At 73.5% G+C, this 15,722-nt stretch carries 11 protein-coding genes; 6 read left to right on the plus strand and 5 right to left on the minus strand.

The genetic code is table 11. The features are described 5' to 3' along the window. The 6 genes from infB to G3I60_RS42720 form a co-directional block, all read left to right on the plus strand. On the plus strand, positions 1-2,327 hold a 2,327-nt coding region (infB, locus tag G3I60_RS42690; RefSeq protein ID WP_203675276.1), incomplete at its 5' end, for a translation initiation factor IF-2. A 193-nt stretch (positions 2,328-2,520) separates the two neighbouring features. Beyond that, on the plus strand, positions 2,521-2,814 hold the full coding sequence (locus G3I60_RS42695; RefSeq protein WP_138356689.1) for a DUF503 domain-containing protein: 294 nt from the start codon (positions 2,521-2,523) through the stop codon (positions 2,812-2,814). A gap of 61 nt (positions 2,815-2,875) precedes the next feature. Then, positions 2,876-3,400 (plus strand): 30S ribosome-binding factor RbfA, encoded by a 525-nt coding sequence (rbfA, locus tag G3I60_RS42700; protein WP_164299490.1) that lies wholly within the window; start codon positions 2,876-2,878, stop codon positions 3,398-3,400. After that, entirely contained in the window at positions 3,397-4,320 is a 924-nt protein-coding gene (gene truB, locus G3I60_RS42705; RefSeq protein ID WP_164299488.1) for a tRNA pseudouridine(55) synthase TruB, read from the plus strand. The genes rbfA and truB overlap by 4 nt, the downstream gene beginning before the upstream one ends. Before the next feature lie 331 nt (positions 4,321-4,651). Then, a complete protein-coding gene (locus G3I60_RS44855) occupies positions 4,652-8,656 on the plus strand; it encodes a serine protease (protein WP_203675278.1) in 4,005 nt (1,334 codons plus the stop codon). Positions 8,657-8,787: 131 nt separating this feature from the next. Further along, entirely contained in the window at positions 8,788-9,744 is a 957-nt protein-coding gene (locus G3I60_RS42720; RefSeq protein WP_138357432.1) for a bifunctional riboflavin kinase/FAD synthetase, read from the plus strand. A 10-nt stretch (positions 9,745-9,754) separates the two neighbouring features. Here the strand turns inward: G3I60_RS42720 and G3I60_RS42725 are convergent, their stop codons facing one another. From G3I60_RS42725 to G3I60_RS42745, 5 genes are all read right to left on the minus strand, one after another. After that, positions 9,755-10,420, minus strand: a complete 666-nt coding sequence (locus G3I60_RS42725) for a response regulator transcription factor (protein ID WP_164299486.1) — start codon at positions 10,418-10,420, stop codon at positions 9,755-9,757. Beyond that, positions 10,417-11,586, minus strand: coding sequence for a sensor histidine kinase (locus G3I60_RS42730; protein ID WP_203675286.1), 1,170 nt, complete (start codon positions 11,584-11,586; stop codon positions 10,417-10,419). Before G3I60_RS42730 ends, G3I60_RS42725 begins: the two co-directional genes overlap by 4 nt. A 73-nt stretch (positions 11,587-11,659) precedes the next feature. Then, complete coding sequence (locus G3I60_RS42735) at positions 11,660-12,484, minus strand: ABC transporter permease subunit (protein WP_164608503.1); 825 nt, start codon at positions 12,482-12,484, stop codon at positions 11,660-11,662. Further along, entirely contained in the window at positions 12,481-13,413 is a 933-nt protein-coding gene (locus tag G3I60_RS42740) for an ABC transporter ATP-binding protein (RefSeq protein WP_164299494.1), read from the minus strand. The genes G3I60_RS42735 and G3I60_RS42740 overlap by 4 nt, the downstream gene beginning before the upstream one ends. A gap of 242 nt (positions 13,414-13,655) precedes the next feature. Continuing rightward, on the minus strand, positions 13,656-15,722 hold a 2,067-nt coding region (locus G3I60_RS42745), incomplete at its 5' end, for a MinD/ParA family protein (protein ID WP_164608504.1).

The following is a 15,722-nucleotide window of genomic DNA, read 5'->3' on the forward strand; positions in this document are numbered from 1 at the left end:
GCCGCGGCGCGGGTGCCGGTGGTGCGGGCGGTCCCGGCGGTGCCGGTCGTCCGGCTCCCGGTGGGATGCCCCGCCCGCAGAGCTCCGGCCCGCGCCCGAACCCGGGCATGATGCCGCAGCGTCCCGCCCCGTCCGGTGGTCCCGGCGGCCGCTCCGGCGGACCCGGCGCCCGTCCCGGTGGCGGTCCCGGTGCTCGTCCCGGTGGCGGCAGCGGTGGTCCCGGTGCTCGTCCCGGTGGTGGCGGCGGCGGTTTCGCCGGCCGTCCGGCCGGTCCCGGTGCGCGTCCCGGCGGCTTCGGCGGCCCGCGTCCCGGTGGTGCTCCCGGCGGTGGCGGTGGCTTCGGTCCCCGTCCCGGCGGCTTCGGCGGCCGTCCCGGCGGCCCCAACGCCCGTGGTGGCACGCAGGGTGCCTTCGGCCGTGGCCCGAACGGCCGTCCGGCCCGTGGCCGCAAGTCGAAGCGCCAGCGTCGCCAGGAGTACGAGAGCATGCAGGCCCCGTCCGTGGGCGGCGTGCTGCTGCCCCGCGGTAACGGTGCTGCCGTACGACTGCGTCGCGGCTCCTCTCTCACCGACTTCGCCGAGAAGATCAACGCCAACCCGGCGTCGCTCGTCCAGGTGATGTTGAACCTCGGCGAAATGGTCACGGCGACGCAGTCGGTTCCCGACGCGACGCTGCAGTTGCTCGCCGACGAGATGAACTACGTCCTGGAGATCGTCAGCCCGGAGGAGGAGGACCGCGAGCTGCTCGAGTCCTTCGACATCGAGTTCGGCGAGGACGAGGGCGGCGAGGAAGAGCTCGTCTCCCGTCCGCCGGTCGTGACCGTCATGGGTCACGTCGACCACGGTAAGACCCGCCTCCTCGACGCGATCCGCAAGACCAACGTGATCGCGGGCGAGGCCGGTGGCATCACCCAGCACATCGGTGCCTACCAGGTCGCGGCCGAGGTGAACGGTGAAGAGCGCAAGATCACCTTCATCGACACCCCCGGTCACGAGGCGTTCACCGCCATGCGTGCCCGTGGTGCCAAGTCGACCGACATCGCGATCCTCGTGGTGGCGGCCAACGACGGTGTCATGCCGCAGACGATCGAAGCGTTGAACCACGCCAAGGCGGCCGGCGTGCCGATCGTGGTCGCGGTCAACAAGATCGACGTCGAGGGCGCCGACCCCGTCAAGGTGCGCGGTCAGCTGACCGAGTTCGGCCTCGTGGCCGAGGAGTACGGCGGCGACACCATGTTCGTCGACATCTCCGCCAAGCAGGGTCTGCACATCGACAGCCTGCTGGAGGCCGTGGTCCTCACCGCGGACGCCTCGCTCGACCTGCGGGCCAACCCGGAGCAGGACGCACAGGGCATCGCGATCGAGGCTCACCTCGACCGTGGCCGTGGCGCCGTGGCGACCGTGCTCGTACAGCGCGGCACCCTGCGCATCGGCGACACCATGGTGGTCGGCGACGCGTACGGCCGGGTCCGCGCGATGCTCGACGACCGTGGCAACACGCTGGAAGAAGCGGGCCCCTCGACTCCGGTCATGGTGCTCGGTCTCACCAACGTGCCCGGCGCCGGCGACAACTTCCTCGTTGTCGACGACGACCGCACGGCCCGTCAGATCGCCGAGAAGCGTGCCGCTCGTGAGCGGAACGCGGCGTTCGCCCGCAAGGGTGTCCGGTTCTCCCTGGAGAACCTGGACGAGGCCCTGCAGGCCGGTCTGGTGCAGCAGCTCAACCTCATCATCAAGGGCGACGCGTCCGGTTCGGTCGAAGCGCTCGAGTCCTCGCTCATGCAGCTGGACGTCGGTGCCGAGGTCGACCTGCGCATCCTGCACCGCGGTGTGGGTGCGGTCACCGAGTCGGACATCAACCTGGCATCGGGTTCCGACGCCATCGTCATCGGCTTCAACGTGCGCGCCGAAGGCCGCGCCACGCAGCTGGCCGAGCGCGAGGGTGTCGACGTCCGGTACTACTCGGTGATCTACCAGGTCATCGATGAGATCGAGGCGGCCCTGAAGGGCATGCTCAAGCCGGAGTACGAAGAGGTCGAGCTCGGCACCGCCGAGATCCGCGACGTCTTCCGCTCCTCCAAGCTGGGCAACATCGCCGGTGTCCTCATCCGCTCGGGCGAGGTCAAGCGCAACACCAAGGCGCGACTCCTCCGCGACGGCAAGGTCATCGCGGAGAACCTCAACATCGAGGGTCTGCGCCGGTTCAAGGACGACGTCACCGAGATCCGGGAAGGCTACGAGGGCGGTATCAACCTCGGCAGCTACAACGACATCAAGGTCGACGACGTCATCGCGACGTACGAGATGCGCGAGAAGCCGCGCGGCTGATCGCCCACCCGCCGCCCGGCCACCACCCCTGGTGGGCCGTGCTGCGCACGGGCAGTGCATTTCACCGGGGCCGGTCGGCGGAGATATTCCGTCGATCGGCCCCGGCCGTTGCGTGTACCGTTCACATCATGGATCGCGCCTGTCACCAGGGGCGTAACGACGAGGCCTCCCAGGGCGGCTAGCCCTGTCGCCCATGTATGCAGGAACGCTGTCCTTCGATCTCCTCCTCGGCGACGTACATTCGCTCAAGGAGAAGAGGTCCGTCGTCCGCCCGATCATCGCCGAGCTGCACCGCAAGTTCGCGGTCAGTGTGGCGGAGACGGGCGAGCAGGACCTTCACCGCAGGGCCGAGATAGGCATCGCGGTCGTGTCCGGGGATCTCGGACACATCAAGGACGTACTCGACCGGTGCGAGCGATGGATGATCGCCCGGCCCGAGGTGGAACTGCTGTCGGCACGGCAGCGGATCCACGGCGACGACGACTGACCGATCGGCGGTCGGCCGGCGCCTGGAAGACCAGAGCAGTAACGAAGAAGGAGACGGACAAGTGACCGACACCTCGCGGGCGCGCAAGCTGGCCGACCGCATCCGGGTCGTGGTCGCGGAAACGCTGCAGCGGCGGATCAAGGACCCGCGGCTCGGCTACGTGACGATCACGGACACCCGGGTCACGGGTGACCTGCAGGACGCGACGGTGTTCTACACGGTCTACGGCGACGACGAGGACCGTGCGGCGTCCGCCGCCGCACTGGAGAGCGCCAAGGGCATCCTGCGCTCCGAGGTCGGTCGGCAGCTCGGGGTGCGCTTCACCCCGACGCTGACGTTCGTCGCCGACGCCCTCCCGGAGAACGCGAAGACCATCGACGATCTGCTGGCCAGGGCCCGTGCCTCGGACGAGCAGGTGCGCAAGGCCGCCACCGACGCCTCGTACGCCGGCGACGCGGACCCGTACCGCAAGCCGGTGGAGGACGAGGACGACCTCGACCTCGATGACGAGGACGGCGACACGGACGCCGACGCCGACGCGGCGAAGACCGCGAAGGACGACGACAAGGGCTCCGCGACCGCATGAAGCGCAAAGGCCAGGGCCCGGACGGCCTAGTGATCGTCGACAAGCCGGCCGGGCTCACCTCGCACGCCGTGGTCGCCCGCATCCGCCGTTTCGCGGGCACCCGGCGCGTCGGGCACGCGGGCACCCTCGACCCGATGGCGACCGGAGTGCTCGTCATCGGCGTCGAGAAGGCCACCCGGCTCCTCGGCCACCTCGCGCTCACGCGCAAGGAGTACGTCGCGACGATCCGGCTCGGCCAGACCACCGTGACGGACGACGCCGAGGGCGAGGTCACGGAGAACGCCGGCGCGGCCGGTGTCGAGCTGACGGCCGTCCAGGACGGAATCGCCAAGCTCACCGGCGACATCCTGCAGGTGCCGTCCAAGGTCAGCGCCATCAAGGTCAACGGCGTCCGGTCGTACACCAGGGTCCGGGAGGGCGAGGAGTTCGAGCTGGCCTCCCGCCCGGTGACCATCTCCTCCTTCGTGCTGCACGAGGACCGCACCGCGACGGCGGAGGACGGCACGGCCGTCCTGGACCTGGACGTCACCGTCGAGTGCACCTCCGGCACCTACATCCGGGCCCTGGCCCGCGATCTCGGCGCGGACCTGGGCACCGGCGGCCATCTGACCGCGCTGCGGCGCACCCGGGTGGGCCCGTACGACCTGAGCAGCGCCCGCACCGTGGACGAGCTCGAAGCGACGTACCAGGCCGACGGGGCGGAAGCCTTCCAGGTCATGCCGATCGGCGAGGCCGCCGCCGCGGCGTTCCCCCGCTGGGACGTGGACGCCGACCAGGCCCGCCTGCTCGTCAACGGCGTCCGCCTCAAGACCGACGGCATGGGCCCCGGCACCCACGCGGCCTTCGACCCCGACGGCCGCTTCCTGGCCCTCGTCGAGGACCGCGACGGCCAGACGAAGATCCTCGCGGTCCTCGTCTGACGCGAGTGGGTGACGCGAGTGCGTGACCTGACGGGATCCGGACCGGCCATCGAGCGGGTCCGGATCCTCGGTATCCGCAGTCGTCTCGCTCCCCTAGGGCACGGTCAGGCCCCCATCGTGGAGCGGGCGTCCGTGTCCCCGCGCGGACGCCCGCTCCACGATCCCCCTCCTGCTCGTATACCTATCCTCCTCACACCCGGAATTCACCCCAACGGGCGGGCGCTCGGAGTGAACTTCGGGGTGTACGGGGGCGCGTTGGGTGCGCGATCAATAGCGGGCGATCACCGTGGGCATACCGTGGAAGGCGGTTGACCAGCGGGGAGGTGCGCGGATGGCGGTGCGGCCCTGCGACGGTGACGATGCCTTGGTGCGGGTGTGCGATCTGGCCGGGCGGCCGCGCGGTACCGGATTCCTCGCCGATCTCGGCGGCACTCTCCTGACGAGTCACGAAGCCGTCGACGGACTGGTCCGGCTGGTGCTGCACGCCCCCGGCGACCAGGTCTGCCTCGTCGGTGCGGACGCGATCACGCCGCTGCCGGAACTGGGACTCGCGCTCGTCGCGACCGAAGGCATCAGTCTGCGGCCGCTGCCGGTCGCCGTCTCCGGGCCCGCGCACTCCGAACGCCGGGTGCGGCTGCGGGCCCGCGGCTGGACGGACGCCGTCGTCGTCGGCACCGCGTCCGTGACATACACCGCGACCGACCGATTCCATCTCCTGGACGAGGTCTACGAACTCGCCCTCGACAGCCCGGAGGTGCTGCGGGTCCACCCGCAGGCGTCCGGCAGCCCCGTGATCGACGCGGAGACCGGAGCGGTGCTGGCCGTCATCGCCACCGCACTGCACGCCGGGCACCGGGCCGGCGGCTTCGCCGTCCCGCTGCGGGCCGAGTCGGGGCCGCTGGCGGAACTGCTCGCCCGCAACGCCGCCACCGTGCCCGCCTACGGGCCGCACCTCAACCTCGCCGGCGCGCTGCAGTTGACGGCCACCTCGGTCGGTTCCGCGGCCGTACCGCGCGAATGGCGCGAGCCGGTCGCCAGGCCGGGGACCGAGGACGAGCTGCGCGACTTCCTCAGCGGGGGAGGGGACCGCGGACCGCTCGTCCTGGGTCTGGTCGGCGACCCCGGCTGCGGGCGCACCACCGAACTGGCGGCGCTCGCCGCACGCCGCGCCCGGGGCGCGGAGCCCGCCCCGACGGTATGGCTGCGCGGCGCCGAACTGCGGCCGGGCGACGGCGGGTTGAAGGACGCGGTGGAACGCTCGCTGCGCACCGCCGCGCGGATCGTCTCGGCGGCGGCCGGCGACAGCAGGGGCGAGGCGCCCGTCGCGTCCCCGGACGCGGTCGCGGACCTGGCCCGGTCGGCGGGCCGCCCGCTGCTCGTGCTGCTCGACGGTCCGGAGGAGATGCCGCCTGTTCTGGCGCACGCGCTGCCCGACTGGACGGCCGGTACGGCGAGTTGGCTGCGGGCGGGCGGCGTCCGGCTGGTCGTGGCGTGCCGCCCCGAGTACTGGGAGCAGGCGGGCGCCCTGTTCCCCGCCGGGATGCTCCATGTGCCCGAGGAGGCGCCGGCCGTACCGCCCGGCGCCCCGGCCCGCGCGCTGCCGTTCTGCGTCCGGCTCGGCGACCTCCCGGAGCGGCAGGCCGTCCGCGCCAGGGCCCGGTACGGCATCCCGCCCGGGGCGCTGGCCGCGACCGACGCCGCCCATCCGCTGGCCCTGCGGCTGTTCGCCGAGATCCGCGCGGCCCTCCCGGAACCGGCGGTGCCCGACCCGGTGGGAACGCTCGCCGCCGAGGACGCCGTGCCCGGCCGTGCGGAGATCTTCTCGGCCTATCTGGACCTGGTGTGCCTGCGGATCGCCGTCCGGCTGACGGCGGGCGCCGAGAGCCCCGCCCGGGGGACCGCCGTCCGTCGGCTGGCCGCCCGGGTCGCCGGGCAGGTGCACGAGGCGGCGCGGCGCTGTCTGGGGCCCGGCCAGGGCGAGCTGGACCGGGAGTCCTTCGAGGACCTCTTCCCCTGGCGTACGGGCTGGGCCTCAGCCGTCCTCACCGAAGGCCTCGTCGTCCCGGCCGGAGCGGGATACCGCTTCGCGCACGAGGAGTTCGCCGACTGGCTGCAAGGGCTGCACCTTGACCTCGACGAGGCCCTGTTCGCCCTCGTCCACCGGTGGTTCGCCGCCCCGGCGGGCGCCGCGGAGGCCCCGGTCCGGCTGCCGTCGCGCCCCGGGGCCCGCGCCGGTCACGCCCCCGGGCACACCGTGCCGCCGGCCCCGCCGGTCGGCCCCGCCGCCGCTCCGCACTCGCTTCCGGTGCCCCGCCACCGCATCGGCCCCGTCATCCAGTCCCTGCTGCTCACCGCCCGCCAGTCCGGCCCCACCGCGCTCGCCCGGCATCTCGAAACGCTGATCCACGCCCTCGACCAGCAGGCCGCGGAACCGAGCCGCCTCGCCGCCCCGCCAAAGCCGCAGACGCCACCCCGGACACCGCCCTGGCCACCGGCGGTCGGGGAGCCGGAGGGAGCGTCGGAGGGGGAGCCGGACGCGGCAGCCGCCCCGGCTCCTGCCCTGATGGACCGCCTCATGGACCGACCCGCGTTCGATGATCCGCCGGCGGACGAGGCGGATCTCGACGCGGACACCGTCCCCAACCGGCGGCCTGGTGCGGGGCGCGCGGCGGTACCGCCGCCCCGGAGTCCGGTCGCGCCGGGGCCGGCCCCGGCGGCGGCCCCCGAAGCCGGTCCGAGCAGGGAGGCGCGGCCACCGCTGCCCGCGCCGGAGGCGGCCCGGCGGGCGGACGCCGTGTGGTGGGCGGCGCATCTGCTGGGCGAGGTCCTGCTGCGGGTGCCGGACGCCGGTCAGTTCCGGGGTGTGCTGCGGCTGCTGGCGGAACGGATCACCGTACGGTCGATCGAACGCGGCGGGTTCGGTCCGCAGGGCCTCGGCGGCCTGGCGGAGTTCGGTCCGTGGTTCTGGCGGCGGCTGGAGCTGCCGCTGGGGGAGCGGCTCGACCTGCTGCGGCTGCTCCTGCCCGCCGACGGCCCACCCCCGCAGAACCCGCAGAACCCGCAGAACCCGCATCCGCAGAACGTGCACGGCGTCCCGGGCTCGCCGGGTCCCGCCGAGCGCTTCCTCCCGACCGTCGGGGAACTGCTCTGCGACGCCCCGCGCGCCGCGCTGCCCGTGATCTGCGGCTGGTTCGGCGACGACCGGCCGCTGCAGACGGACACGGCGCTCAAAGGCCCGCGCCCGACCGTGGCCGCCGCCGTCCAGGCGCTGCTGCACACCCACCGGCACCGCGCCGTGGACGATCTGACCGAGGCGCTGGTCGAAGCCGCGCACCCCGGCGCCGATGAACTGCTGGCCGCCCTCGCGGAGGACGAACCGTCGGCGGTCTGCCGCGCCGTCGACCGCTGGGCCCACGAGGAACGGCCCGCCCGGCACGTCGCCGCCGCCGCGTACGGGGTGCGCGCCGCGCCCTACGTACGGTCCGACGCCGACCGGGAACTGCTGCGGTACGCGGCGCTGGCGATGCTCGCCCGCACCGAGGACTGCACGCTGCACGGAGCGGCGCTGGCCCTCCTCGTCCGCGACCCCGCGACCCGCTCCCGGCACCTGCCCGCCGCGCTCACCCACTTCGCCGCGGGCGATCCACAGCTGCCGGCCGGCGCCCTCGCCGCCGCGCTCGCCTCGCATCCGGAACCGGTGCTCGCCGCGTTCCAGGCCCGGCTGCGGGAGCCGGGCACCGGCGCCGGCGAGGTGCTGCGCGAGCTGGCGGCGGTGACCACTCCCGCGCTGGCCCGCCGCGCGGCCGGCCTCGTACGGGACCATCTGCGGCACCGGCCGGAGGGCGCCGTCCATGCGGCGGAGTTCCTCGACCGGCGGCTCGAGCAGGGCGCCTCCGCCCGCGCGGTGGTGTTTCCGCTGGTCGTGGAGTTGCTGCGGGAACACCCGCCGGAGGTGCGGCGCGCGGTCGCCCCGGTGCTCGCCGCGCCCGGCAGCCACATCTCCCGGCCGATGCGCCAGGAACTGCTCGACGTGGCCCTGGAACGCGAACGGGACGCCGACGTCCTGGACGCGCTGCTCGGCGCCGCAGCGGACGGCTGCGCCCGCCGCCCGCCGCTGCTCACCCGCGATCTCGTGCACCGTCTCGGCCTGCTGCTCGGGCGCACCCCCGAAGGCGCCGCGCACTTCGACCGGCGGCTCGTCCAGCTCGCCGCCGCCTCCCCGTGCTTCGCCCGGCTGGTCCGCGGCTGGCTGGACTCCGACGGCGCCTGGGACGCCGTCATCGGCCCCAGCGCCCGCCGGCTGTGCGAACAACTCGCCGTACCGTCCACCCCGTAGGGGCAGGTCGCGGCCCGTGCGGCGGGCGCGGCGGCGGGGCCGGTGGCTGAGCCCGGCACGGGGACATGGCAGGCTTGGACCCGTACAGGCATACACAGCTATTCGGTACGACGATGAAGCGGAGCGTCAAGGTGCAGCGCTGGCGGGGCTTGGAGGACGTTCCCGGGGACTGGGGACGCAGCGTCGTCACCATCGGCTCCTACGACGGCGTGCACAGGGGGCATCAGCTGATCATCGGGCGCGCTGTCGACCGCGCCCGTGAGCTGGGTGTCCGGTCGGTGGTCGTCACGTTCGATCCGCACCCGAGCGAGGTCGTGCGGCCGGGCAGCCACCCGCCGCTGCTGTCCGCGCATCACCGGCGTGCCGAGCTGATGGCGGGACTGGGCGTCGACGCGCTGCTCATCCTTCCCTTCACCGCGGAGTTCTCGAAGCTGTCGCCCGGCGATTTCGTGCGGACGGTGCTCGTCGACGCGCTGCGCGCGAAGCTCGTCGTCGAAGGCCCGAACTTCCGGTTCGGGCACAAGGCCGCCGGTGACGTCGAGTTCCTCTCCGCGATGGGCCTGAAGTACGACTACGAGGTCGACGTCGTGGATCTGTACGTGCGCGGTTCCGCGGGCGGCGGCGAGCCGTTCTCTTCGACGATGACGCGCCGGCTGGTCGCCGAGGGCGACGTGGCGGGCGCGATGGAGATCCTGGGCCGTCCGCACCGCGTCGAGGGCGTCGTCGTCCGGGGCGCGCAGCGCGGCCGCGAGCTGGGCTTCCCGACGGCGAACGTGGAGACGCTGCCGCACACGGCGATCCCCGCGGACGGCGTGTACGCCGGCTGGCTGCACGTCGACGGCGAGCCGATGCCCGCCGCCATCTCGGTCGGCACGAACCCGACCTTCGACGGCACGGCACGCACGGTCGAGGCGTACGCGATCGACCGCGTCGGGCTGGATCTGTACGGGCTGCACGTGGCCGTCGACTTCCTCGCGTATCTGCGGGGGATGGAGAAGTTCGACTCGATCGACGCGCTGCTGGTGCGGATGGCGGAGGACGTGAAGCAGTCCCGCGAACTGATCGACGCGGCGCCGACACCCGAGTAGCGCCGTCGGCCTAGGACGGTCTGATCAGCCGGGTCTCGTACGCGAAGACGACCGCCTGTACGCGGTCGCGCAGCCCGAGCTTGACCAGGATCCGGCTCAGATGGGTCTTCACCGTCGCCTCGGCGAGGTGCAGACCCGCGGCGATCTCCGTGTTGGACAGCCCGCGGCCGACCTCGACGAGGACCTCGCGCTCCCGGGCGGTGAGCCGGCCCAGGCGCTCGTCACCGTCCGCCGCACCGGTTCCGGCCGGGAGCTGGTGGGCGAAGTTCTCCAGCAGGCGGCGGGTGATCCGGGGCGCGACGACGGCGTCGCCCGCGGCGACCGACCGGATCGCGGCGAGCAGCTCCTCGGGGAGCGCGTTCTTGAGCAGGAAGCCGGAGGCGCCCGCCCGCAGCCCCGCGAAGGCGTATTCGTCCAGGTCGAACGTGGTCAGGATGAGCACCCGGGTCTCCGGGCAGGACTCGACGATCCGGCCGGTGGCCTCGATCCCGTCCGTGCCGGGCATCCGGACGTCCATCAGCACCACATCGGGCCGCAGCGCGAGGGTGAGGCGGACGGCCTCGGCGCCGTCGGCGGCCTCGCCGACCGGCTCCATGTCGGGCTGGGCGTCGAGGACCATCGTGAAGGCCATCCGCAGCAGCGGTTCGTCGTCGACGAGAAGCACCCGGATCGTCACCGCGCACCGTCCCCGTCCTGGGGAGGATTCAGGGTGAGCACGGCCGAGACCCGCCAGCCGCCGTCCGGCTGCGGGCCCGCGTCGAGCTGCCCGCCGTACGCGGCGGCCCGTTCGCGCATCCCGGGAATCCCGTGCCCGGACGCGGTAGGGGACGGATCCGCGGGCGTGGTCGCGGCGGGGCCGTCGTCGGTGATGTCCACCCGGACGGAATCGGGGGAGCAGCGCACCCGGACCTCGGCACGGGTGCCGGCCGGGGCGTGCTTGAGGGTGTTGGTCAAGGCTTCCTGTACCAGTCGGTAGACGGTGAGTTGGGCCGCCGCGGTGGCCGCGGCCGGGTTTCCGCTGACGCTCAGACGGGTCGGCAGTCCGGCGGCGCGCACCTGTTCGGCGAGCGGCTCCAACTGGGCGATGCCGGGCATGGGATGGCGCAGCGCGTCGGGTTCGTCGGCGCGCAGCACCCCGAGGAACCGGCGCATGTCGGTGATGGCCTGCCGGCCGGTCCCGGACACCTGCCGCATCGCGGCGGCCGCCTTCTCCGGGTGCCGCTGCTGCGCGAAGACCGCGCCGTCGGCGAGCGCGACCATCACCGACAGGTTGTGCGTGACGATGTCGTGCATCTCGCGGGCGATCCTGGCCCGTTCACCGGCCACCGCGAGCTGCGCCTGCTGGTCGCGCTCCCGCTCCAGCCGTCCGGCCCGGTCCTCCAGCGCGGCGAGGTAGGCGCGCCGGGTGCGCACGTTGACCCCGGTCACGGCGGCGGCGATGACCATCGCCGACAGCGCGATGAACGACTGGGTGGTGCGTCCGTGCGTCGTCCAGGTCAACGAGGCCAGCAGAGCGCCGAGTTCGAGCACGCCGACGGCCGACAGCGTCCGGAGCCGGGAGGAGTGGGCGGCCACGGTGTACAGCGCGATGAGCAGCGCGACATCGGCGGGCAGCGGGGCTCCCGCCAGCCATTGGAGGAACGCGACCGCCGCCATGGCACCGAAGACGGCCAGCGGGGCCCGGCGCCGCCACACCAGCGGGATCAGCAGCAGCCACTGGAAGACCACGAGGGATGTCGAGCGGGACAGATCACGGTGGGCCAGGCCCGCCGTCGCGAACAGCAGCGCCGCGGTGAGCACCGCGTCGACGGCGACCGGCGGCAGCTTCGCCCGCACCAGCAGCCTGGCGCGCCCGAGGTGGGCGCGCCAGGACCGCACCGTCCGCCGGAGCGCGGGCGCGGCGGGCGTCACCGCCTCACGCGTCCCGGCGCTTGAGCGCTGCCGCCGCCGCTGCCAGGGCGACGACCGTGTAGAGACAGAAGACTGCGAAGCCGGTCCATGGGGCCAAGATATGCGGCTCCCGGTGGGCCGCCAGCAGTGCCTGTCCCGCATTGCTCGGCAGGTACTCGCTGATGGACCAGGTCGTCGGCAGCGCCTCGGTGAGCAGCGGCAGCACCATGAGCAGCCCGAAGACGGTGGCGATGCCGCCCGCCGTACTGCGGATGAGGGTGCCGAGCGCCACGCTCAGCAGGCCGACGACGGTGAGGTACAGGCCGGCGCCGAACACCATGCGGGCGGCGCCGGGCGCGCCGAGGGACGTACCGATGTGCTGCGACGACAGGATCGCCTGGCCGGCCAGGAACGCGACGAGCGACGCCGTCGTCATCGCGAGGAACGTCACCGCCGTGTATACGGCGGCCTTCGCCCACAGCACCGGAAGCCGTCGCGGGACGGCGGAGAGCGTCGCGCGGATCATGCCGGTCGCGTACTCGCCGGAGACGACGAGGACACCGAGGACCGCGACGGCGAGCTGCGCGAGCAGGAAGCCGCGCACGCTCACCCCGGCCGCGCTGAACCTGAGCTGTTCACCCCGGTCCATATGCGGCCAGCGGTTCGCGCTGACCGCGCAGAAGAGCAGTCCGAGGCCGATCATCACGACCACGGCGGCGGTCAGCGTGACGAGCGTGGACCGCAGGGTGCGCAGCTTGATCCACTCGGAGTGCAGCACCCGGAGCTGGGTGACGTGGCCGCGGACGGCGGAGGATCTGGCGGCGGCCGGGTGGGCGGGGAGAGTGGTCATGCCGCACGTCCTTCGTGATCTGCGACGGGAGGCGCCTGGTACTCCACGGCGTCCCGGGTGAGTTCCATGAACGCCTGCTCCAGGGACGCCTGTTGCGGGGTCAGCTCCGCCAGCGCGATGGCGTGGTCGGCGGCGATCCTGCCGATCCGGTCGCTGGTCAGACCGGTCACCTCCAGCACCCCCGCCGCCTCCGACGCCACGGTCACCTCGGGACCCGCCAGCAGCCTCCGCAGCCGCTCCGCGTCATCGGTCCGCACCCGTACCGAGGTGCCCGCCGCGCCGCGGACGAACTCCGCCACGGAGGTGTCGGCGATCAGCCGGCCGCGGCCGATGACGATCAGGTGCTCGGCGGTCAGCGCCATCTCGGACATCAGGTGCGACGAGACCAGGACCGTACGTCCTTCGGCGGCCAGGCTCCGCAGCAGATTGCGGATCCACAGGATGCCCTCGGGGTCCAGGCCGTTCACGGGCTCGTCCAGGACCAGCGTCGCGGGGTCGCCGAGCAGCGCGCTCGCGATGCCGAGGCGCTGCCCCATGCCGAGCGAGAAGCCGCCCGCGCGCTTCCTCGCGACCTCGCGCAGACCCACGAGGTCGATCACCTCGTCGACCCGGCCGCGCGGAATGCCCGTCGTGACGGCGAGCGCCAGGAGGTGGTGGTACGCCGAGCGCCCGGTGTGGATCGCACGGGCCTCCAGCATCGCGCCGACCTCGTGCAGCGGGGCCCGGTGGTCGGCGTAGTGGCGGCCGTTCACCGTGACCCGGCCGGCCGACGGGGCGTCCAGGCCCAGGATCATCCGCATCGTGGTGGACTTCCCGGCGCCGTTCGGGCCGAGGAAACCGGTGACGGCGCCCGGCCGCACGGTGAAGCTGAGGTCCTCGACGGCGGTGCGCTCGCCGTAGCGCTTGGTGAGTGCGTGGGCTTCGATCATCGGAAGGTCCTCGTGGCCGGTAGCGATCGGGGGATGCCCCAACGCTAGGCCGCCGACCAGGGCGCGCACGATGACCCACAGGCGGAACTCCCGGGCGCCCGGCTGCATCCCGGGATGGAACGGGACTACACCCGGTGATGTACGCCGCGGTCCGTTCCCCTGCGCGAAGAGGGTCCCGCCGCTGGTGCGGCGGGACCCTCCGGAGTGGTGCTGTGGCTACTGCTCCGCGCTACTGCTCCGAGCTATTGCTGAGGCGGCGGCGGGTAGCCGTAGCCCGGCGGCTGCTCGGGCGGTGCCTGCTGCTGGGGCGGCTGCTGCGGCCAGCCCTGCTGGGGCTGCGGCTGGTACGGCTGCGGCGCCTGCGGCTGGTACTGCTGCGGCGGCTGCGGTGCCTGCGGATACGGCTGGCCCGGACCCTGGGGCGGCTGGCCGTGGAACCCGGGCGGAGGCGGCTGCTGCTGGTACTGCGGCTGGCCCTGCTGCTGGCCGGGGACCGGCGGTGCCAGGTGCGGCGGCGGGTTCCCGTCGGCGGTCCACAGCCCCTGCGCCTGCTGCGCGCGGATGAAGTCCTCGGCGACCATCGCCGAGAGGTTGAAGTACGCCTCCCGGGTCTTGGGACGCATCATGTCGAGGTCGACCTCGGCGCCCGCGGCCAGGTGCTCGTCGAACGGGACGACCATCACCCCGCGGCAGCGCGTCTGGAAGTGGGCGACGATGTCGTCCACCTTGATCATCTTGCCGGTCTCGCGGACCCCGGAGATGACCGTGATGCTGCGCTGCACCAGTTCTGCGTAGCCGTGCGCCGACAGCCAGTCCAGCGTGGTGCTCGCGCTGCTCGCGCCGTCGACGGACGGTGTGGACACGATGATCAGCTGGTCGGCCAGGTCGAGCACGCCGCGCATCGCGCTGTAGAGCAGACCGGTACCCGAGTCGGTGAGGATGATCGGGTACTGCTTGCCCAGCACGTCGAGGACCCGGCGGTAGTCCTCGTCGTTGAACGCGGTCGACACGGCCGGGTCCACGTCGTTGGCGATGATCTCCAGCCCGGAGGACGCCTGCGAGGTGAACCGTCGGATGTCCATGTAGCTGTTGAGGTACGGGATCGCCTGCACCAGGTCACGGATGGTCGCACCGGTCTCCCGGCGGACCCGGCGGCCGAGCGTGCCGGCGTCCGGGTTGGCGTCGATCGCGAGGATCTTGTCCTGGCGCTCGGTCGCCAGCGTCGAGCCCAGAGCGGTGGTCGTCGTGGTCTTGCCGACGCCGCCCTTGAGGCTGATCACCGCGATCCGGTAGCAGGACAGCACCGGAGTACGGATCAGCTCCAACTTCCGCTGCCGCTCCGCCTCCTCCTTCTTGCCGCCGAGCTTGAACCGCGACGGCGTCGCGTTGGCACCGGGCCGCTTCGGCTTCGGCTGGTTCTTCAGCAGCCGGTCCGACGACAGCTCGACGGCCGCGGTGTAGCCGAGCGGCGCGCCCTGCACCGAACGCTGCCGCTGGTCCGGCGTCACCGTCGGCCAGCCACCGGTACGCGGATCGGCCGACGGGTCCTCCGCCGGAGCCGGGTGCTGCGGCTGGACCTGCGGTTGGGCCTGCGGCGGCGCGTACTGCTGGGGCTGCGGCGGCTGCTGTTGCTGCGGGGCCGGCGGCTGGGCCTGCGGCTGCTGTCCCGGCGGCGGGAATCCGTACCCGCCGTGCGGCGGCAGCGGCTGCAACGCCGCACCGGGGTTGGCCTCCGGCGGCAACGGCGCCGCGGGCGGCGGGAATCCGTAGCCGGCCGGCGGCATGGGCGCGGACGCCTCAGGACCGGGCCCGGGCGCGACGGGCTGCTGCGGAGCTCCGCTCTGCGGGAATCCGTAACCCTGCTGGGGCGCCGGCGCCGGCGCCGGCGCCGGGGCCTGAGCGGGGGCGGCCGGGGGCAGCGCCGGGTTGGGCCAGGGCGCGCCGGTGGGCGGAGCGGCGCGGTCCTCCGGAGCGGGCTGCGGCAGCGGCGCGTACGTGCCCGGCTGCGGCTGACCGCTCTGCGGGAACCCGTAACCAGGCTGCGGCGCCGGCGGATTGGGGCTCGGCCACGGGGCGGCCGACGGCGCGGGAGCGCGGTCCTCGGGCACCTGCGGCGCCGGGGGAGCGTCTGCGGGCTGCGGGAACCCGTACCCACCCTGCGGCGGCTGCTGCGACAACTGGGGCTGGGGCTGCGCTCCGGCCGGCGGGAACCCGTACTCGGGCTGCGGCGCGGGGGCCGGTGCCGGGGCGGGGGCCGGCCAGGGCGCGGGCGGCGGCGTACCGTCCTCCGGCGCGGGCGCCGGTGCGGA

Source organism: Streptomyces sp. SID13666, from assembly GCF_010548325.1.
In the GTDB taxonomy this organism is placed as follows: Bacteria; Actinomycetota; Actinomycetes; order Streptomycetales; family Streptomycetaceae; genus Actinacidiphila; species Actinacidiphila fildesensis.